General features: G+C 68.0%; 19 protein-coding genes. 5 read left to right on the top strand and 14 right to left on the bottom strand.

Translation table 11 applies throughout. The annotated features are described in order from the left end of the window. The first annotated feature begins 20 nt into the window (after positions 1-20). On the top strand, positions 21-2,114 hold the full coding sequence (locus AUL33_RS02080; RefSeq protein ID WP_062203155.1) for a 3-hydroxyacyl-CoA dehydrogenase NAD-binding domain-containing protein: 2,094 nt from the start codon (positions 21-23) through the stop codon (positions 2,112-2,114). Between the two features lie 2 nt (positions 2,115-2,116). On the opposite strand, the gene AUL33_RS02075 is transcribed toward AUL33_RS02080, so the two are convergent. Further along, entirely contained in the window at positions 2,117-2,959 is an 843-nt protein-coding gene (locus AUL33_RS02075) for a fumarylacetoacetate hydrolase family protein (protein ID WP_062203153.1), read from the bottom strand. Positions 2,960-3,118: 159 nt separating this feature from the next. Between AUL33_RS02075 and AUL33_RS02070 the strand changes: the two genes are divergently transcribed. Both AUL33_RS02070 and AUL33_RS02065 read left to right on the top strand, forming a co-directional pair. Next, positions 3,119-4,921, top strand: a complete 1,803-nt coding sequence (locus tag AUL33_RS02070; protein WP_062203152.1) for an acyl-CoA dehydrogenase — start codon at positions 3,119-3,121, stop codon at positions 4,919-4,921. Between the two features lie 11 nt (positions 4,922-4,932). After that, positions 4,933-5,670, top strand: a complete 738-nt coding sequence (locus AUL33_RS02065) for a crotonase/enoyl-CoA hydratase family protein (protein WP_062203150.1) — start codon at positions 4,933-4,935, stop codon at positions 5,668-5,670. Here AUL33_RS02065 and AUL33_RS02060 read toward each other — a convergent pair. From AUL33_RS02060 to aroC, 7 genes are all read right to left on the bottom strand, one after another. Then, the gene (locus AUL33_RS02060) at positions 5,638-6,297 is read right to left on the bottom strand and encodes a DedA family protein (protein WP_062203147.1); all 660 of its coding nucleotides are present in this window, start codon (positions 6,295-6,297) and stop codon (positions 5,638-5,640) included. The two genes, AUL33_RS02065 and AUL33_RS02060, sit on opposite strands and share 33 nt — an antisense overlap. Before the next feature lie 77 nt (positions 6,298-6,374). After that, a complete protein-coding gene (locus AUL33_RS02055) occupies positions 6,375-7,604 on the bottom strand; it encodes a class I SAM-dependent RNA methyltransferase (RefSeq protein ID WP_062203145.1) in 1,230 nt (409 codons plus the stop codon). Then, complete coding sequence (locus AUL33_RS02050) at positions 7,598-8,362, bottom strand: TlyA family RNA methyltransferase (RefSeq protein WP_062203142.1); 765 nt, start codon at positions 8,360-8,362, stop codon at positions 7,598-7,600. Before AUL33_RS02050 ends, AUL33_RS02055 begins: the two co-directional genes overlap by 7 nt. An 86-nt stretch (positions 8,363-8,448) precedes the next feature. Next, the gene (dxs, locus tag AUL33_RS02045; RefSeq protein ID WP_062203141.1) at positions 8,449-10,365 is read right to left on the bottom strand and encodes a 1-deoxy-D-xylulose-5-phosphate synthase; all 1,917 of its coding nucleotides are present in this window, start codon (positions 10,363-10,365) and stop codon (positions 8,449-8,451) included. Positions 10,366-10,497: 132 nt separating this feature from the next. Then, the gene (locus AUL33_RS02040; RefSeq protein ID WP_374754394.1) at positions 10,498-10,767 is read right to left on the bottom strand and encodes an exodeoxyribonuclease VII small subunit; all 270 of its coding nucleotides are present in this window, start codon (positions 10,765-10,767) and stop codon (positions 10,498-10,500) included. Between the two features lie 25 nt (positions 10,768-10,792). Then, complete coding sequence (locus tag AUL33_RS02035; RefSeq protein WP_062203138.1) at positions 10,793-11,719, bottom strand: histone deacetylase family protein; 927 nt, start codon at positions 11,717-11,719, stop codon at positions 10,793-10,795. A gap of 58 nt (positions 11,720-11,777) precedes the next feature. Then, complete coding sequence (aroC, locus tag AUL33_RS02030; protein ID WP_062203136.1) at positions 11,778-12,872, bottom strand: chorismate synthase; 1,095 nt, start codon at positions 12,870-12,872, stop codon at positions 11,778-11,780. Between the two features lie 49 nt (positions 12,873-12,921). Between aroC and AUL33_RS22705 the strand changes: the two genes are divergently transcribed. After that, complete coding sequence (locus AUL33_RS22705) at positions 12,922-13,290, top strand: DUF1344 domain-containing protein (protein WP_244491883.1); 369 nt, start codon at positions 12,922-12,924, stop codon at positions 13,288-13,290. Here AUL33_RS22705 and AUL33_RS02020 read toward each other — a convergent pair whose 3' ends face one another. The 4 genes from AUL33_RS02020 to AUL33_RS02005 all read right to left on the bottom strand — a co-directional run bounded on the left by AUL33_RS02020 (position 13,291) and on the right by AUL33_RS02005 (position 16,410). Continuing rightward, on the bottom strand, positions 13,291-13,902 hold the full coding sequence (locus AUL33_RS02020; protein WP_082652250.1) for a histidine phosphatase family protein: 612 nt from the start codon (positions 13,900-13,902) through the stop codon (positions 13,291-13,293). Position 13,903: 1 nt separating this feature from the next. Then, complete coding sequence (fabI, locus tag AUL33_RS02015; RefSeq protein WP_062203132.1) at positions 13,904-14,722, bottom strand: enoyl-ACP reductase FabI; 819 nt, start codon at positions 14,720-14,722, stop codon at positions 13,904-13,906. A 132-nt stretch (positions 14,723-14,854) separates the two neighbouring features. After that, the gene (locus tag AUL33_RS02010; protein WP_062203130.1) at positions 14,855-15,829 is read right to left on the bottom strand and encodes a DnaJ C-terminal domain-containing protein; all 975 of its coding nucleotides are present in this window, start codon (positions 15,827-15,829) and stop codon (positions 14,855-14,857) included. A 158-nt stretch (positions 15,830-15,987) separates the two neighbouring features. Continuing rightward, the gene (locus tag AUL33_RS02005) at positions 15,988-16,410 is read right to left on the bottom strand and encodes an RT0821/Lpp0805 family surface protein (protein ID WP_062203127.1); all 423 of its coding nucleotides are present in this window, start codon (positions 16,408-16,410) and stop codon (positions 15,988-15,990) included. Between the two features lie 76 nt (positions 16,411-16,486). Here AUL33_RS02005 and pdxH point away from each other — a divergent pair, with 76 nt between their 5' ends. Then, positions 16,487-17,110 (top strand): pyridoxamine 5'-phosphate oxidase, encoded by a 624-nt coding sequence (gene pdxH, locus AUL33_RS02000; RefSeq protein ID WP_062203125.1) that lies wholly within the window; start codon positions 16,487-16,489, stop codon positions 17,108-17,110. A gap of 54 nt (positions 17,111-17,164) precedes the next feature. On the opposite strand, the gene tldD is transcribed toward pdxH, so the two are convergent. Then, positions 17,165-18,580 (bottom strand): metalloprotease TldD, encoded by a 1,416-nt coding sequence (tldD, locus tag AUL33_RS01995; RefSeq protein WP_062203380.1) that lies wholly within the window; start codon positions 18,578-18,580, stop codon positions 17,165-17,167. 112 nt (positions 18,581-18,692) lie between these two features. Then, a complete protein-coding gene (locus AUL33_RS01990) occupies positions 18,693-19,190 on the bottom strand; it encodes an invasion associated locus B family protein (protein ID WP_062203122.1) in 498 nt (165 codons plus the stop codon). Positions 19,191-19,195 lie beyond the last annotated feature (5 nt).

Raw genomic sequence — 19,195 nt, 5'->3', positions numbered from 1 at the left:
GGACGACCGGAGGCCCGACGATGGCGACGATGATGGACGTGCTGCGCGACCGCGCGCTGGAACTTTCCGTTGCAGCCGACGCCCCGCGCGAGGGCAACTGGCGCATGGCGAGCGACGAGGACGGCATCTGCTGGCTCGTGCTCGACCGGCCCGGCAAGAGCGTCAACACGATCGACCGCAGCGTGCTCGAAGACCTCGACCGCTGCCTCGGGCTCATCGAGGCGCAGAAGCCACGCGGGCTGGTGATCCGCTCCGGCAAACCGTCCGGCTTCGCGGCGGGTGCCGACATCGAGCAGTTCGTGGGCGCCGGCGTCGCCGGGATCGACGCCATGCTGGAGGAGGGGCACCGCGTCCTCGACCGTCTGGCCGCGCTGCCCGTCCCAACCGTCGCGGTGATCCACGGCCATTGTCTCGGCGCCGGGCTCGAACTGGCGCTGGCCGCCAAGCTTCGCATCGCCATCGCCGGCGCCTCGCTCGGCTTTCCGGAGGTGATGCTCGGCCTTCATCCCGGCCTCGGCGGCACATTCCGCGCGACGGCTGTCGCCGATCCGATCGAGGCGATGACGATGATGCTGACCGGACGAGCGGCCTCGGCGCGCCGCGCCAAGGCGATCGGTCTCGTCGATGCGGTGGTGGAGGAGCGACACGTCGCCAATGCCGCGCGCGCCGCCGTCTTCGGCGATCTCCGCCCGGCGGCGGTCGGCCTGAAGGCGCGCGCCAGTCATCTGCGTCCGGCCCGCAAGCTCGCGGCCCGCCAGATGCGCGCCAAGGCTCGCGAAAAGGCGACGCCGGAAACCTACCCGGCGCCGTTCCGCCTCATCGACCTTTGGGAAGCGCATGGCGGCCACCCGGACCGGATGCGACAGGAGGAACAGGCGAGCTTCGCCGCGCTCGTCGAATCGAAGACGGCACAGAACCTTGTGCGCGTCTTCTTCCTGCGCGAGGCGCTGAAGGGCTTGCGGGACGGCGCGTCGGGCATCCGCCGTGTCCATGTCATCGGCGCGGGCGCGATGGGCGGCGATATCGCGGCCTGGGTGGCGCGCAAGGGCTTCCGCGTCTCGCTGTCGGATGTCGATGTCGAGCCGATCGGTCGCGCGATGAAGGCCGCGGCGAAGATGCTGGAGGCGACGCTGAAGGACCCGCTGAAGGTCCGCGATGCGCTCGACCGGCTTGTGCCCGATCCCGGCGGCGCCGGCATCGCGGGCGCCGATCTGGTGATCGAGGCGGCGCCCGAGCGCATCGAACTGAAGCAGGCGATCCTGCGCGACGCGCTCGCCCGGATGAAGCCCTCCGCCATACTCGCGACGAACACCTCGGCGCTGCCGATCGCCGAACTCGCGAGCGCGCTGGACGATCCCTCCCGGCTCGTCGGCATTCACTTCTTCAACCCGGTGTCGCGCATGCAACTGGTGGAGATCGTGCGCCACGATGCGGTGTCGGCCGAGACGCTGCGCCGCGCCACCGCCTTCGTCACCGAGATCGGCCGCTTGCCGGCGCCGGTGAAGCCGAGTGCCGGCTTCCTCGTGAACCGGGCGCTGACGCCCTACATCGCCGAAGCACTGCTGATGGTCGGCGAGGGCATCCCGAAGGAGCGGATCGACGCGGCAGCCGAACGCTTCGGCATGCCGATGGGACCGGTGGAACTCGCCGATCAGGTCGGACTCGACATCGCCGCCGAGGTCTCGCAGACCCTGCGCGAACGGCTCGGCATGGCGCTGCCCGAAACGCCGGCCTGGATGCACGAGCTGATCCGCGAGGGCCGGCTCGGCCGCAAGACCGGGCGCGGCCTCTACGAGTACGACGAGGCCGGCAAGCCTCGAAAGCTTGATCTCGACGCGCTGCCGGACGGCTCGCCCGACGATCCCGCGCTCGTCGATCGCCTGATCCTGCCGATGCTGAACGCCGTGGTGGCATGCCTGCGCGAAGAGGTCGTCGCCAGCGAGGAGATCGCCGATGGCGCGATGGTCTTCGGCACCGGCTTCGCGCCGTTCCGGGGCGGCCCGATCCGCTACGCCCGCGAGCGGGGCGTCGACACGGTGATCGCGCGCCTGCGCGAACTCGAGATGTCGCACGGCGCGAGGTTCCGGCCTGATCCCGGCTGGGACCGGATCTGACATCAGCCCTGAATGCAGACGGCGCTCTGCTGCCCCAGCCCGGTGCCGCCAAGCGTCACCCGGTCGCCGGGGGCCAGGAAGCGCGGCGGATCGAAGGAGAGGCCGACGCCGCTCGGCGTTCCCGTCATGATGACGTCGCCGGGCTCGAGGCGCAGGAACCGCGAGAGATAGGAAATGAGGTAGGGCACCTTGAAGATCATGCGGCTGGTGTTTCCGGCCTGCACCCGCTCGCCGTTTACATCGAGCCAGAGATCGACATGGTCGTAGTCCGTCATCTCGTCGAGCGTCACCAGCCAGGGGCCGATCGGCGCGAAGCTGTCATGCGACTTGCCCTTGAACCATTGCCCGCCGCGCTGCAGCTGGAAGGACCGCTCGGTCACGTCGTTGGCGAGCGTGAAGCCGGCCACGTGGTCCATCGCGTTTTCGACGCTGACATATTTGGCGGTGCGCCCCATCACCACGGCCAGTTCGACGCCCCAGTCCGTGCGCGTCGACAGGCGGGGGATCTCGATCGGGTCGTTCGGTCCGTTGATGGCGCTCGGCGCCTTCATGAAGATCGTCGGCTCCGGGTTGATCTTGAACCCGGCGAGCCGTGCGCTCTCATGGAAATTCGGCCCGATGCCGATGATCTTGCGAACGCTGGCGACAGGCGCACAAAGCCGGGCATCCGGGTCGGCCGCGGGCAGCGAGGCGAGATCGATCGACCGCAGCTCTCGAAGCGCGGCCGGGTCGATCGCATCGCCGCGCCAGTCGCGGACCCGGTCCGAGACGTCGCGCACTGTCCCGTCCTGATCGAGGATCCCGGGCCGCTCCTGCCCTCGAAGCCCGAACCTCACCAGACGCATGCCATTCTCCTGCCTGCACTTGCCGCTTTCATCTCGTCGCACAAATGGGCGTTCGCGACAGTTGGTCCAGCCTTTTGTTTTGACGTTAACGTCAAAGCTGATTACCCCTGAGCCCGTCCTGTCGCGAAGAAACGCCGCGACGATCTGGGAGGATCCGGCATGTACAAGGCACCTGTGCGCGAGATCGGATTCTCGCTGCGGCACGTCGCGGGCTTGGGCGAGGCGATGACGGCGGGCCAGGCCGGCGATCTCACCCCGGATCTTCTCGACGCCATTCTCGACGAGGCCGGCAAGTTCGCCTCCGACGAAATCGCACCGCTCGCCGCCATCGGCGACCGCGAGGGCGCCCGCTTCGCCGACGGCGCGGTGACGATGCCGGCCGGCTGGCAGGGTCTCTACAAGCGCTGGACCGAGGGGGGCTGGAACGCTCTGACGGGACCCGCCGACCATGGCGGACAGGACTTGCCGACGGCACTTTCGGCGGCGGTCTGCGAGATGTGGAACGGCGCGTCGATGGCCTTCGGCATCGGCCCGACGCTGACAATCGGCGCCGTCGATGCGCTGGAGGCGCACGGCACCGAGCATCTGAAGCGCACCTATCTCGACAAGCTCGTCTCTGGCGAGTGGATGGGCACGATGAACCTGACGGAGCCGCAGGCGGGCTCCGACCTCTCGGCGCTGCGGACCCGCGCCGAGCGGCGGGACGACGGGACCTACCGGATCTTCGGCCAGAAGATCTATATCACCTATGGCGAGCACGATCTCACCGACAACATCGTGCATCTGGTGCTGGCCCGTCTTCCGGATGCACCGGCCGGCGTGAAGGGCATATCTCTCTTCCTCGTGCCGAAAATGATGGTCAACGACGACGGCTCGCTCGGCGCGCGCAACGACGTCAAATGTCACGCGATCGAGCACAAGATGGGCATCCACGCCTCGCCCACCTGCACGATGATCTATGGCGACGGCACCGGTGAGACCGGCGAGCCGGGCGCCATCGGCTGGCTCGTGGGAGAGGAGAACCGGGGCCTCGCCTGCATGTTCACGATGATGAACTCGGCGCGGCTTTATGTCGGCATCCAGGGGCTGGGTGTTGCCGAGGCGGCCTTCCAGAAGGCGCTCGCCTATGCCCGCGAGCGGCGTCAAGGGCGATCGACGCTGCTGGCCAAGGACCGCAACGAGCCGGTCTCGCGCGAGATGGTGGAGATCATCGAGCACCCCGACGTCGCGCGCATGCTGCTGACGATGAAGGCGCTCGTCTCCTCGGCCCGTGCCATCGCCTATTCCTGCGGCCACGCGCTCGACATGGCGAAGGCGCACAAGGGGCGCGAGACGGCGTTGCGCGACTGGAGCGAGCGCGCCAACCTCCTGACCCCGCTTGCCAAAGCCTTCCCGACCGATGTCGGCGTCGAGGTCGCTTCGCTCGGCATCCAGGTTCACGGCGGCATGGGCTACGTGGAAGAGACCGGCGCGGCCCGGCTGCTGCGCGATGCACGGATCGCCCCGATCTATGAGGGCACCAATGGCATCCAGGCGATCGATCTCGTCGCCCGCAAGCTGCCGCTTTCGGACGGGCGCACGGTCGAGGCTTATATCGCGGAACTCGAAGCCATCGCCGAGGCGGTGCGTGGCTCCAACCGCGCAGCCTTCGGATCGACGGCGGACCGGCTGTCCGAGGCGCTGACCGACCTACGCGAGGCGACGGCGCATCTGCTGGCACTGTTGAAGGGCGGCAAGATGAACGAGGCGCTGGCCGGCGCGACGGCCTATCTGCGCCTCTTCTCGCTGACCGCCGGCAACTGCTACCTCGCCAAGGGCGCTCTCGCCGAGCCGGAGGCCGACGAGCGCGCCGCACTTGCACGGTTCATGGCTGAGAACCTCCTGCGCGAGGTGGCCGGGCTGAAGGCGCAGGTTCTCGGCGGTGCCGCCAGCCTCGATGCGGCCCGCGCGGCGCTCAACTGAGGGGCGCTGCGATGAGCAAGCATATCCGAACCCAGACGAGCGACGGTGTCATGCTCCTGCGGCTCGACCGGCCGCAGAAGCGCAATGCCATCGACCGCGCGATGTACGGCGCGATGTTGGACGCGTTGGACACGGCCGGCCGCGATCCCGGCATTCGTGCCGTGGTGATCGCGGGCGCACCCGGCGCCTTTTCGGCCGGCAACGACCTGAGGGACTTCGTCTCCTTCGGCGAGGGCGGCGCGATGGACGAGGTCCATCGCTTTCTCCTGGCGTTGATCGCCTTCGACAAGCCGCTTCTTGCGGCCGTGGACGGGCTCGCGGTCGGGATCGGGACGACGATGCTGATGCATTGCGATCTGGCCTATGCGACGCCGCGCTCGACCTTCCGCACGCCCTTCGTCGATCTGGCCCTGGTGCCCGAAGCCGCGTCCAGCCTTCTGGCACCGCGCCTGATGGGCCACCAACGCGCCTTTGCCTTGCTGGCGCTCGGCGAGACCTTCGACGCCGAGACGGCGCGTGCTGCCAACCTCGTTTATGCCGTGACGCCGGATGCCGAGGCGGATGCCGTCGCGGCGGCGAAGAAGCTGGCCGCCAAGCCGCCGGAGGCGCTGCGGCTCTCGCGTTCGCTCCTGCGTGGCGACCGCACGGAGATCGAGGCGCGAATCCGGCTGGAGATCGAGCATTTTAGCGCGCGGCTGCGCTCGGACGAGGCGCGATCAGCCTTCGCGGCCTTCTTCAGCCGGAGCTGACAGGGCCGCTTGCGGTTGCGAAGCGGCCTCGCGCTGCTGGCGCAGGCGCTTGCGGAAGCCAAGCAGCGTCGTCGCCGTCAGCCCCAGGAAGACCACGGCGATCGCCGCATAGGCCCATGGGCTGCCGTGGAGATAGGTGTCGATGCGGTCGCCGAGGATGAACGCGCCGAAGCCGTAGGCGGCGGACCAGAGCGCGGCGCCGAGCGCGTTGAAGAGCAGGAACTCCCACCAGGGAAAGCGCAGCGTGCCCGCCGCGAATCCGCAGACTTGGCGTAGCACCAGGATGAAGCGGGCGACGAGTACGATCGGCGGGCCGACCTTGCGGAACCGGTCCTCGACATAGGCGAACTTCTCGGGCGTCAGACCGAACTTCGCGCCATAGCGATCCGCGAAGCGTCGCCCGAACCGATGGCCGAGATAATAGCCGAGATTGTCGCCCATCGTGCCGCCGACGAAGGATGCGCCGACGACCCCCCAGACGTTCAACTCGCCATGGCCCGCCATGATGCCGGCGGCGATGAGGATGCTTTCGCCGGGAAAGGGCAGGCCGGTCGATTCCAGAAAGATCGACACGAAGATGACGACGTAGCCGTAGCTTTGCAGAAAGCCGGTGATGGTGTCGATCATCGGTTCGGATCTCGCGTCGCCGGCTGGTTCTTAGCCGCCGGCCCTAGGCCAAATGGGCAGCGAAGGAAGGATCGCGATCAGCGCTCGAAGAGTGCCACCGCCTCGACATGGTGGGACCAGAGGAACTGGTCGATCGGCGTGACCGAGATCAGCCTGTAGCCACCGGCGACGAGGATGGCGGCGTCGCGCGCCAGCGTCGTCGGGTTGCAGGAGACGGCGGCGATGCGCCGGACCTTCGACTTCGCCAGTTCGTGGCACTGCGCTTCGGCGCCGGCACGCGGCGGATCGAAGAGCACGCCCGCGAACTTCTCGAGTTCCTTGGCCGTCACCGGGCGACGCATGAGATCGCGCCGCTCCAGTGTTACGGGCTTCAGGCCCGCGACCCCGCGCCGGGCCTGATCGAGCGCGGCGAGAGCCGGCGCGTCAAATTCGACGGCATGGACGGCCTGCGTGCGCGCCATCCGCAACGCGAAGGCGCCAACGCCGCAGAAGAGGTCGGCGACCGTCTTCAGCCCGGCGAGATGCCCGAGCGCCACGCGTGCCATCGCGTCTTCGGCGGAGGCCACCGCCTGAAGGAAGGCGCCCGGCGGCAGCAGCACCGGCAGACCGTCGATGGTGATCTGCGGCGGGCGCGCCTCGACGATCGTCTCGCCGGATACCGACAGGCGGGCGATGGCCGGATCGAGCGCCAGCTTCACGGCCGCCTGGCGCAGCGCCGGCGTCAGCTTGGCGGCATCATCGACCGAAATGTCGAGGCCCGACAGCGTCTCGGTGACGGTCATGCGCAGTTCGCGCTTGCGGTCGATGAGGAGCGCGGCGAGCTTCTTGAAGAAGGCGAGGCGCTTGACGATCTGCGGCGTCGCCACGAGACAGGTGTCGATCTCGGAAATTCGGTTGCTCGCCGCCTCGTGAAAACCGAACAGGATGCGCGTGTCGGCGCGCACGGCCGAGAAGACTGCGCGGCGCCGCGAGGCCGGCGGGCAGGGCACGAGTTCGCCGATCTCGGCCTCGACGCCCTCGCGCCGGAAGGCTTCCACAACGACGTCGCGCTTGAAGGCTCGGTACAGCTCTTCGCTGGCATGCTGCAGGTCGCAGCCGCCGCAGGCGCCGAAATGCGGACAGGGTGGTTCGCGTCGCTCGGTCGACGGAACTTCGATGTCGACGATCTCGGCGCGATTGCCCTCGCGCTCCACCCTCAGGATTTCGCCGGGAAGCGCGAAGGGCACGAATGCCATTCCGTTGGCACCGCGCCCGATGCCGTCGCCCTTGGCGCCGAGCGCGTCGATGACCAGACGTTCGCTCACGATTTGGCGCCCGCCATGAGAAACTCCTTGTTGCCGTCGCCGCCTTCGATCGGCGAGGGGATCGGCGCCCGCGAAGTCCAGTCCGGTTGCGAGGCCAGCCAGCTCGCCAGATCCTCGGCGATACCCGGCGCGCTGTCGGGATCGCGCAGCAGGCCGTTCTTGGCGATGGCATCCTTGCCGGCCTCGAACTGCGGCTTGATGAGGAAGACGCCGTCTGCGCCGGGTTCGGCGAGTTCGAGAGCCGGTGGCAGCGCCAGCTTCATCGAGATGAAGGACACGTCGCAGACGAGAAGATCGAAGCGGTGCCCCTCGAGGTCGTCTTCGTCGAGATCACGCGCGTTCAGGCCCTCGATCACCGTCACCCGCTCGTCGGCGCGGATACGCGGGTGGATCTGCCCATGGCCGACATCGATCGCCACCACGTGCTCGATGCCCCGCCGCAGCAGGACTTCGGTAAAGCCGCCGGTGGAAGCGCCGACGTCGAGCGCGATCCGGCCCGCGACGTCGATCCCGAACGCGTCGAGCGCGGCTTCCAGCTTCAGCCCGGCGCGCGACACGTAGTCGGCGGCGGGATCGTCCAGCACGATCTCGCTTTCGGGCGGCACGTTGAGGCTGGGCTTGGTGACGACGAGCCCGTCGACGCGCACATGTCCGCGCAGGATCGCGTCGCGGGCACGGGCGCGGCTCGCGGCCAGCCCGCGATCGCTCACGAGGATATCGAGCCGCACGCGCGACAGATGTTGTTCTTCAGTGGAGGCCATGGCGACAGGTCATGCGGCCCCGTCGCCCAAATGGCAAGACTTCAAGCGATTCTAAACTCGGCGCGCTCGGGGGAGAACCGGCGGCTTCACGCCTGCAGCACGCGCTTGGCGCTGTCGCCGAGCGCGTGGAATACGGTCTCGACGATGCCGGCGCGGTCGAGGCCCGACTGGCGCAGCATCGCGTCGGGCGCCGCATGATCGACGAACCGGTCGGGCATCGTCATCGGGCGGATCTTCAGGCCATGGTCGAGCAGCCCATGCCGGGCGCAATGTTCCAGCACCTGCGCGGCGAAGCCCCCGGACGCGCCTTCCTCCAGCAGCACGAGCACTTCGTGGTTCTGCGCGAGGCGGCGAACGAGGTCGGTGTCGAGCGGCTTGGCAAAGCGCGCGTCGGCCACCGTCGTCGAAAGGCCGAAACCTTCGAGATCCTCCGCGGCTGCCATGGCATCGGCGAGACGCGCGCCGAAGGAGAGAATCGCCGCCTTCGTGCCCTCTTTGACGATGCGTCCGCGTCCGATCTCCAGCGCCTTGCCGCGTTCGGGCAGATCGATGCCCGTGCCGTTCCCGCGCGGATAGCGGAACGAAATCGGCCCGTCGTCGTAGACGACGGCGGTGCGCACCATGTGGCGCAGCTCGGCCTCGTCCGCCGCTGCCATCACCACCATGCCCGGCAGCGGACAGAGGAAGCCGGTGTCGAAGGACCCCGCATGGGTCGGCCCATCGGCGCCGACGAAGCCGGCGCGGTCGATGGCGAAGCGCACGGGCAGGTGCTGGATCGCCACATCATGGACGATCTGGTCGTAGGCGCGCTGCAGGAAGGTCGAGTAGATGGCGACGAAGGGCTTGTAGCCCTCGCTGGCCAGCCCGGCCGCGAAGGTCACGGCATGCTGTTCGGCGATGCCGACGTCGAACGTGCGCGTCGGGTACGCCTCGCCGAAGAGGTCGAGCCCGGTGCCGTCTGGCATGGCGGCGTTGATCGCGACGATCTTCTCGTCGTCGCGCGCTTCCTGCACCAGCGTTTCGGCAAAGACCTTGGTGTAGCTCGGGGCGTTGGATTTGGCCTTGGCCTGCGTGCCCGTCACCACGTCGAATTTCGAGACGCCGTGATACTTGTCGGCACTGGCCTCGGCGGGGCCGTAGCCCTTGCCCTTCTTCGTTACGACATGCACGAGCACCGGCCCGTCGCCGGTGTCGCGCACGTTCTTGAGGACCGGCAGGAGATGCTCGAGATCGTGGCCGTCGATCGGCCCGACATAGTAGAAGCCGAGCTCCTCGAACATCGTGCCGCCGGTGAAGAAGCCGCGCGTGTACTCTTCCGTCCGGCGGGCGCCTTCCCGCATGAAGTCCGGCAGCCGACGCGTCACGGCCTTGGCGCGGTCGCGGAAGGATCGATAGGTCTTGCCGGAGACGAGGCGCGCCAGATAGGCCGACATGGCGCCGACCGGCGGCGCGATCGACATGTCGTTGTCGTTGAGGATGACGATCAGGCGCGCGTCGAGCGTGCCGGCATTGTTCATCGCCTCGTAGGCCATGCCGGCCGACATCGCGCCGTCGCCGATCACCGCGATCACGTGATTGGCCTTGCCCGACAACTCGCTCGCCACCGCCATGCCGAGGCCGGCGGAGATCGAGGTCGAGGAGTGGCCGGCGCCGAACGGATCGTACTCGCTCTCCGTGCGCTTGGCGAAGCCGGACAGCCCGTTTTCCTGGCGCACGGTGCGCATCGCGTCGCGCCGTCCGGTGAGGATCTTGTGGGGATAGGCCTGATGGCCGACGTCCCAGATCAGCCGGTCGCGCGGCGTGTCGAACACGGCATGAATCGCGACGGTGAGTTCCACCACGCCGAGCCCGGCGCCCAGATGCCCGCCGGTGCGCGACACCGCGTCGACGAGATCGAGGCGCAGCTCGTCCGCCACCTGCCGCAGATCCGCTTCGGCAAGACGCCGCAGGTCCTCGGGCGAGGCGATGCGATCGAGGAGCGGCGTGGACGGGACTGACGACAAGGACGGGCTCCTGCGGGACCATGCGGGGCGCGCAAACGGTGGGTACACCACCAGCGCGAGACGGTCTTAGATCGATTTCGGGTGGGCTTGTCCATCGCAGGCCGCGCGAGCGCGGCGCGGCGAAGTGCCGTCTCAGGCGGGATCGAGCGGCTCCGTCCCGGTCGGCTTGCCGGCCCGCGACAGCTTGATCTTCTCGACCTTGTCCTCGGCGGCCGAGAGCAAGCGATCGCAATGGCTCTTCAGCTTCTCGCCCCGCTCGTAGATGCGGATCGAATGTTCGAGCTGCACGTCTCCGCGCTCGAGATCGGAGACGATGCGCTCGAGCGAAGCCAGCGCCTCCTCGAAACTCATGCGCTTGATGTCGGAATCGTCGGCCGGAAGGGCCATCGCGGTGTCGGACATGGTGTCTCCTTGCACGTCGGGTCGGTCAGCCGACCATCAGGCGCTTGACGTGGGCGGCGACGGACTGCCCGAGGCCCTGAAGATCGTATCCGCCTTCGAGGAGGCTGACCAAACGGTCGCTCGAATGACGGGAGGCGACGTCGAGAAGCTGCCCGGTGGCCCAGTCGAAGTCGGCCTCCGTCAGGTTCAGCCCGCCCAGCGGATCGCGGTGATGGGCGTCGAATCCGGCGGAAATGATGACGAGGTCCGGCCGGAACGCTTCGAGCGGCGGCAGTACGGCCTCGCGGAAGGCGAGGCGGAACTCGTCGGTGCCGTCGTCTTCGCGCAGCGGCACGTTGACGACGTTGCCGGCGCCCGTCTCGGTTCGCGCGCCGGTGCCGGGATAGAGCGGCATCTGGTGGGTCGAGACGTAGAGGATCGACGGGTCGGACCAGACGATGTCCTGCGTGCCGTTGCCGTGATGGACGTCCCAGTCGACGATCGCGATCCGCTCCAGACCGTGGACGGCCTGCGCATGGCGTGCGGCGATGGCGGCCTGGTTGAAGAGGCAGAAGCCCATCGCCGTGTCGCGCTCGGCATGGTGGCCGGGCGGGCGGGAGGCGACGAAGACGTTGCGCGCCGCTCCGTTGACGACGTCGTCCACCGCCGCGCAGGCCGCACCCACCGCATGGAGGGCGGCGGCGAAGCTCTTGGGGCTGACCACCGTGTCGCCGTCGATCCGGGCGAGCCCGTCCTCGGGCGTGGTGCGCGCGATCTTGCGGACATAGTCCTGCGGATGGCAGCGATAGACGTCCTCGAGCGATCCCTCGCTCGCCAGCACCCGGTCGAGGTTCTGGAAGGCCTCCGCCTCCAGCGCGCCGGCCACCGCCGCCATGCGCTCGGGCCGCTCGGGATGACCGGGGCCGGTCAGGTGCTCGGCGAAGATCGGGTGATGATAGAGGCGCGTCATCATGGAGTGGGGTCGCCCAGTCGGGGGAGGGATGTGAGCGAGATCCGCTCGTGAGGCGAAGTCAGCTTCGACCGGTCTGGCCGCGATGGCGCAGATAGTGATCCGCCACCGCGCAGGCCACCATCGCCTCGCCGATCGGCACGGCGCGGATGCCGACGCAGGGGTCGTGCCGCCCCTTCGTCATCACGTCGACCTCCCGCCCGTCCGCATCCACCGAGCGCTGCGGCGTCAGAATTGAGGACGTCGGCTTCACCGCGAAGCGCGCCACCACGGGCTGGCCGGTGGCGATGCCGCCGAGAATGCCGCCGGCATGGTTCGTCAGGAACTGCGGCGCGCCGTCGTTCCCCATGCGGATCTCGTCGGCATTCTCTTCGCCCGACAGCGTCGCGGAGAGGAACCCGTCGCCGATTTCAACGCCCTTGACCGCGTTGATCGACATGAGCCCGGCAGCGATGTCGGCGTCGAGCTTGCCGTAGAGCGGGGCCCCGAGCCCGGCGGGGACACCCTCGGCGACGATCTCCACCACCGCGCCGATCGAGGAACCGCTCTTGCGCACGCCGTCGAGAAGCTCCGCCCAGCGCTCGGCCGTCACGGCATCGGGGCAGAAGAACGGGTTGCGTCGGGTCTCCTCCCAGTCGAAGCGCGAGCGGTCGATGGCGATGCTGCCGATCTGGACGAGCGCGCCACGCACGACGAGGCCGGGCACCACCTGCCGCGCGATGGCACCGGCGGCGACGCGGGTCGCGGTCTCGCGCGCCGAGGACCGACCACCGCCGCGATAGTCGCGCACGCCGTACTTCATGTCGTAGGTGATGTCGGCATGGCCCGGGCGGTAGCGCCGGGCGATCTCGGAATAGTCCTTCGAGCGCTGGTCGACGTTCTGGATCTCCAGTGCGATCGGCGTTCCCGTCGCCACCACCTCGCCCTCGCGCTCGCCGGGCATGGTGCCCGAGAGGATGCGAACCTCGTCGGGCTCCTGGCGCTGCGTCGTGTAGCGCGACTGGCCGGGGCGGCGCTCGTTGAGGAAATGCTGGATCATCGCCTCCGACAGGACGGTGCCCGGCGGCGTCCCGTCGACGACGCAGCCGATGGCCGGACCATGGCTCTCGCCCCAGGTGGTGACGCGGAAGAGATGGCCGAAACTATTATGCGACATGGCGGCGGTCCGATCGGAGGGCAGAGCGCGGGTTTACGAGTTGGCGACCATGAAGGTCAAACCCATCGGTGAAAAGGACGGGCATCGGCTGTTGCGACGCGCAAAAAACCACAATCGCCCGTCCAACTTCATCGGTGCAGACATATGCGTCGTCGGCTTTGCCAGACGTCGCAGTGCAGAACGGGGGTTGCCCATGACGAGACGAGTCGTCGCCTTCTTCGCGTGTTCCTTCCTCACGGTCTCGATATCGATCCCCGCGGTCGCGGAAGAGACCGGCGGCGTGGTCGAGGGGATCGATCGCGACAGCGCGTCCCTGAAGCTCACCGACGGAACGATCTACCGGCTGCCGACCGGTTTCGACTATGCGTCCGTGAAGCCGGGAATGCAGGTCCATATGCTCTACGAACCCGCCGAGTGATCACACCCAGGCGGTGACGCCGGCATCGAACCGCAGGATGCGGTCCTGGAAGATGTCGGCCTGCGCCGCCTCTCGCGCGGAGACGCCTGCGAAGCGCCGCAGGAAGGCGCGGGTGATGCCGCCATGCGCGGTCACGATGGCGGGGCGCGTCAGGCCCTCGATGACCGGCGCGACCCGGTCGGCCAGCTGCTCGTAATTCTCCGCGCCGTCGCCCGGCGGCACGAAATTCCACTTGTCGCGTTTGCGCAGCGCCAGACCGTCCGGCTCGCGTTCGCCGATCTGGCTGAGCGTGAAGCCCTGCCAGTCGCCGAAATGGATTTCCTTGAGGCGCTCGTCCGTCTCGAAGTCGTCTGGATCGAGCCCGAGCTCGCGGCGCACGATCCTCATCGTCTCCATCGCCCGGTCCATCGGACTGGAGAGAAACTGGAAATCGCTCGCCGAAGCGCCGAGGACGTTGCGCAGGTAACGCCCGTTGCGCTTGGCCTGCGCCCGCCCGAGCGAGTTCAGCGGGATGTCGCTCTGGCCCTGCAGCAGGCCAGCGGCGTTCCAGTCGGTCTGGCCGTGGCGGCAAAGGTACAGGAGGGGCATGCTCGCCGCGTCGAAGACCGGCATCTCAGTCCTTGACGACCGAGATGTCGGGCGCGTCCACAGCCTTCATGCCGACGACATGGTAGCCGGAATCGGCATGATGGATCTCGCCGGTCACCGAGCGCGACAGGTTCGAGAGGAGGTAGAGGCCGACGTCGCCGACCTCCTCGATCGTCACGGTGCGGCGCAGCGGCGCGTTGTATTCGTTCCACTTGAGGATGTAGCGGAAGTCGCCGATGCCGGACGCGGCCAGCGTCTTGATCGGGCCGGCCGAGATCGCGTTGACACGGATGTTCTTTGGGCCGAGATCGACCGCCAGATACTTGACGCTCGCCTCGAGCGCGGCCTTGGCGACACCCATCACGTTGTAGTTGGGCATCACCTTTTCGGCGCCGTAATAGGTCAGCGTCAGCATCGAGCCGCCATCGGTCATCAGCTTCTCGGCGCGCTGGGCGACGGCCGTGAAGGAGTAGACCGAGATCAGCATCGTCTTGGTGAAGTTGCTCTCGGACGTGTCGACGTAGCGTCCGGTCAACTCATCCTTGTCGGAGAAGCCGATGGCGTGGACGAGGAAGTCGATCTTGCCCCACCTCTCCTCGATCGCCTGGAAGCAGGAGTCGATCGTGGCGGCGTCGCCGACGTCGCAATGGCCACAGACGAAGGCGCCGAGTTCAGCGGCAAGCGGTTCGACGCGCTTGCGCAGCGCATCGCCCTGATAGGTCAGCGCGATCTCCGCGCCCTGATCCGCCAGCGCCTTGGCGATCCCGTAGGCGATCGAGCGATTGTTCGCCACGCCCATGATGAGACCGCGCTTGCCCTTCATCAGGCCGACCGATTCCACCATGCCGGGTCTCCTTCCACTCGCTTCACGCAACGTCTCGATGCGGCGGCGGTATGGCATAGGCCGGGGATGCCAGCAAGCACGGCGCCGACGCAGCCTGTGAACGGCGGGGAGCTACGCCTCCCGCGGGGCGTGTCAGAGCGCGGCGTCGCGACGCTTTTCGAACAGGGCGACCAATTCGGGATCGGACTCGGCGGGCAGGACGATCGACAGGGTGACGAGGATGTCGCCGCGAGTGCCGTCCTTGCGGGTCAGGCCCTTGCCCTTCAATCGCAGCGTGCGCCCCGAATTCGTCCAGGGCTGCACCTTCGTCGCCACCTTGCCGTCGAGCGTCTCGATGGTGATGCGCCCGCCTAAGACAGCATCGCCCAGCGCGATCGACTGTTCGGCGAAAAGGTCGCGGTCCTGGACGCTGAAACGCATGTGGTCGGCAAAGGAAATCGTCACCAGCGCGTCGCCCGCCGGTCCGCCGTTGAAGACCGCCGGCTGGCCCTGTCCGCGCAAACGGATCGTCTGGCCGTCCTCGACGCCCTCGGGCAGGCGAATCGCCAGACGCTTGCCGTTCGGAAACACCGCCTCGACCTTGTCGTCCGAGACGATGTCCTCGAGCCGGACCCGAAGCGTCGCCTTGATGTCCTCGCCCTTCGTGGAGGCGTTGCGCGCGGCGGTGAACCCACCGGCGCCGTTGCGGGCGCCCGCTCGCTTGCTGCCGCCGAACGCCTGATCGAAGAAGTCGGAAAACAGACCCTCGCTGCCGGGGAAGTCCTGCGCACCGCCGCCACCGCCGGTGTTGCGGAAATCGAAGCCGCCGCCGGTGCCGCGCCCGCCGCCGAACGGGCTTTCGCCGCCACCCCCGCCCCCGAAGCCGGAAAAGCCCGAGAATTTCGGCTTGCCTTCGGCATCGATCTCGCCGCGGTCGAACTTCTCGCGCTTCTCCTTCTCGCCGAGGATTTCGTAGGCCTGGTTAGCTTCGTTGAAGCGCGCCCCCGCGCTGGCATCGGTGGAGTTGGAGTCCGGATGATACTTCTTGGCGAGCTTGCGGAAAGCGGACTTGATCTCCGCCTCGCTGGCGGTCTTGCCGACGCCGAGAACGGTATAGGGGTCACGCATAGGGCGCTGGATCCTGGAAGTTCGGGAAAAGCCAAGTCTCCCGCCGGTGGACGAAGTTCGGGCCGCGACGACACGCGACCCGGCGCTTATATGGCGAGAACGCCGCGCGAATTGAAGTCCCCACCGTCACGAGGCGCGTCCGGCGCGCCGCTCTTGGATCAGCCGCCCTCGGAAAAGCGCGTCAGCGTCCATTCGCCCTGGCCGCGCGTGCAGGCCTCGCCGTCGTAGAGCGCCACGCCGTCGAAGCGCTGGCGCGAGGTGCGGAAGGTCCGGCAGATCTCGTCGCCGGCGCGCACCTCGGTGATGGCGCTGATCGTGCCGCTCGTGCCCGTCTCGGCGTTCGACCAGGCGAGGGGAGCGGCCTCGATCGTCTCGATCTTGGCTGCAGACACCGCGTTGCGCACGGTTCGGCTGTCGGAGATGGTCTCGGCTGCGGCCGGATCTGCCGGTGCGATGGAGGCCGTCTGGATCGAATGATCGACCGCGGCGTCGTCGAGCGCGGCACCGTTCATCACCGTGCATCCGGCGGCGAGCGGCAGAAGCAGCGCAAGCGTCAGAACGGTCAGGGATGCCCGGGTCATCGCGTCCTTTAGACTTTGCCGTCCGCTGCGTTCGGTCTTAGGAAGCGGGGGACGGAAATCGGAATTCGAGGCGATAATGGGCAAGACAACCTTAACGTTCGGTGAAATCCAGCTGCCGGCCGACCCGTTCGAGGCGTTCGGGATCTGGCTGCGCGAAGCCGAGGCCGCCGAGCCGAACGATCCCAATGCGATGGCTCTGGCTACCGTGGATCGCGACGGGCTGCCCGATGTCCGGGTGGTCCTTCTCAAGGGCCTGGATGCCCGTGGCTTCGTGTTCTACACGAATTTCGAGAGCCGAAAAGGGGAGGAGATCCTCGCCAGCCGCAAGGCCGCGCTGAACTTTCACTGGAAGTCCCTGCATCGGCAGGTGCGGGTGCGCGGCACGGTCGAGGAAGTGTCCGCGGACGAGGCCGACGCCTACTACGCCAGCCGCGCGCGGGTCAGCCGACTCGGCGCCTGGGCCTCGCAGCAGTCGCGCCCGCTCGCCGATCGCGCGACGCTGGAAGCGCGCGTCGCGGAGCTCGAAGCACAGTATGGTGATGAGCCGATCCCGCGCCCGCCGCACTGGTCGGGCTTGCGTGTGGTGCCGAGCGAGATCGAGTTCTGGCACGACGGCGCGTTCCGCCTCCACGACCGGTTCCGTCTCGTTCGCGACGAGGCGGACGAGAGCGGCTGGAGCGCCAGCCGTCTCTATCCCTGATCGCATACCCCCAGAGCCCGACGATCACTTCGCCGGGCTCTGGCGTCGAGACCTCTAAGCCTCGGTGCCGCCCACCGTCATCTGGTCCATCCGCAGGTGCGGCTGGCCAACGCCGACGGGAACCCACTGCCCCGCCTTGCCGCAATTGCCGATACCGGTATCGAGCTTGGCGTCGTTGCCGATCATCGAGACGCGGTGCATCGCGTCGGGACCGTTGCCGATGAGCATGGCCCCCTTGAGCGGCTCGCTGACGACGCCGTTGCGGATCCGGTAGGCCTCGGTGCAGCCGAAGACGAACTTGCCGGACGTGATGTCCACCTGTCCACCGCCGAAGGACACGGCATAGACGCCGTCCTTCACCGAGGTGATGATCTCCTCGGGCGTGCGATCGCCGTTCAGCATCATCGTGTTGGTCATTCGCGGCATCGGCGCGTGCGCATAGGACTGGCGCCGCCCGTTGCCGGTCGCCTCCATGCCCATCAGCCGGGCGTTCTGTCGGTCCTGCATGTAGTTGACGAGCTTGCCGTCCTCGATGAGCACGGTGCGGTTGGTCGGCGAGCCCTCGTCGTCGATCGTCAGCGAGCCCCGACGCTCTGCGATCGTGCCGTCGTCGACGACGGTTACGCCGCGGGCAGCGACTTGCGTGCCGAGAAGGCCCGAGAAGGCGGAGGTCTTCTTGCGGTTAAAGTCGCCTTCGAGCCCGTGGCCGACCGCCTCGTGCAACATGACGCCTGGCCAACCCGATCCCAGCACGATGTCGAACGTGCCCGCCGGTGCCGCAACGGCTTCGAGATTGACCCGTGCCTGCCGCAGGGCTTCGTCGGCCAGATCCTGCCAGCGCTCGGCGACGACGAAGCCGCCGAAGCCCGTGCGCCCGCCAGCGCCCGAGGTGCCGGTCTCCTGCCGGTCGCCTTCTCCCGCCACCACAGATACGTTCAGCCGCACGAGCGGACGAACGTCCTGCACCAGCCGCCCGTCGGCGCGCAGGATCTCCACCACCTGCCACTGCGTCGCCAGCGAGACGCTGACCTGCCGCACGGCTTCGTCCTTCTCGCGAAGATAGCTGTCGATCTTCTGAAGCAGCTTGACCTTTTCGGCAAAACCCGGTGCCGGGATCGGGTTCTCGTCGCTGTAGAGGCGGGCATTCGTGCCGCGCGGCCCCTCGGCGCGCTCGCCACTATAGCCGGTGCGCACCGCGCTGACGGCATCGGCCGCGCGCTTGAGGGCAGCCCCAGACAGGTCGCCCGCATGGGCGAAGCCGATGGCCTCGCCGGCCACGCAGCGCAGGCCGAAACCCTGGTCGGTCGAGAAGTCGCCGGCCTTCAGGCGGCCATTGTCGAAGACAAGCGATTCCTGCTCGCGATATTCAAGGAAGAGTTCACCGTCGTCTGCGCCGGCCAGCGTCTGCGAGACGATCGCTTCGATCTCGGCGCGCGACAGGTCGAACCGGTCGATCAGGGAAAGGGCCATCGTCTGCTCCAAACGCGATGCAAGACGCTCCAGATAGGCGCGGACGCGCCCTCTGTCACGGACCCGACGTCCCGATTCGATCGGCGGCGGCGCGCGGCGCGTTCGTCTCCCGTCAGGGGAGGGCGGTGAAGCCTTCCGCGAAGCCGTTGAGATCGACGGGGATGCCGATGCCCTCTTCCGGGGTCTGGAAGACGATGAACGTCGCCGACTTTCCCGTCGAAAGGGTCTGCCGGAGATTGTCCTCCAGAATCACCTCCGCGTAGCAGCCGTCCTCGAAGCAGCGTACGAACTGCGCCCGGCCGATATCCTTGCCGTCGACATAGAGGCCGAGCCCGTTGGGCAGGAGGATGCCGAGAGGCGCCAGCACGCGCAGGATCTGCGCCTTGCCGTCGGCGGTCTTCAACGCGAGAACCGAGAGGCCGACCTCCGGCCGGTCCTCGGCGACGACGTTCTGCAGCAGAGCGCACTGCTCGCCCGCCGCGCCCGCTGGTTGGTCGCAGACCACGGCCCAGGCGCCGTGCTGCGACTTGACCGTTCCCGTCTGGGCGAGAGCCGCCAGCGGCGAAAGAAAGAAAAGAACGGCCGCCGCGGGGGCGAGGAGGGTTTTCATGGAGA

It is taken from the genome of Aureimonas sp. AU12 (genome assembly GCF_001463705.1).
In the GTDB taxonomy this organism is placed as follows: Bacteria; Pseudomonadota; Alphaproteobacteria; order Rhizobiales; family Rhizobiaceae; genus Aureimonas.
The sequence above is the reverse complement of the archived record's forward strand: the minus strand, read 5'-3'. Positions and strand labels throughout refer to the sequence as shown.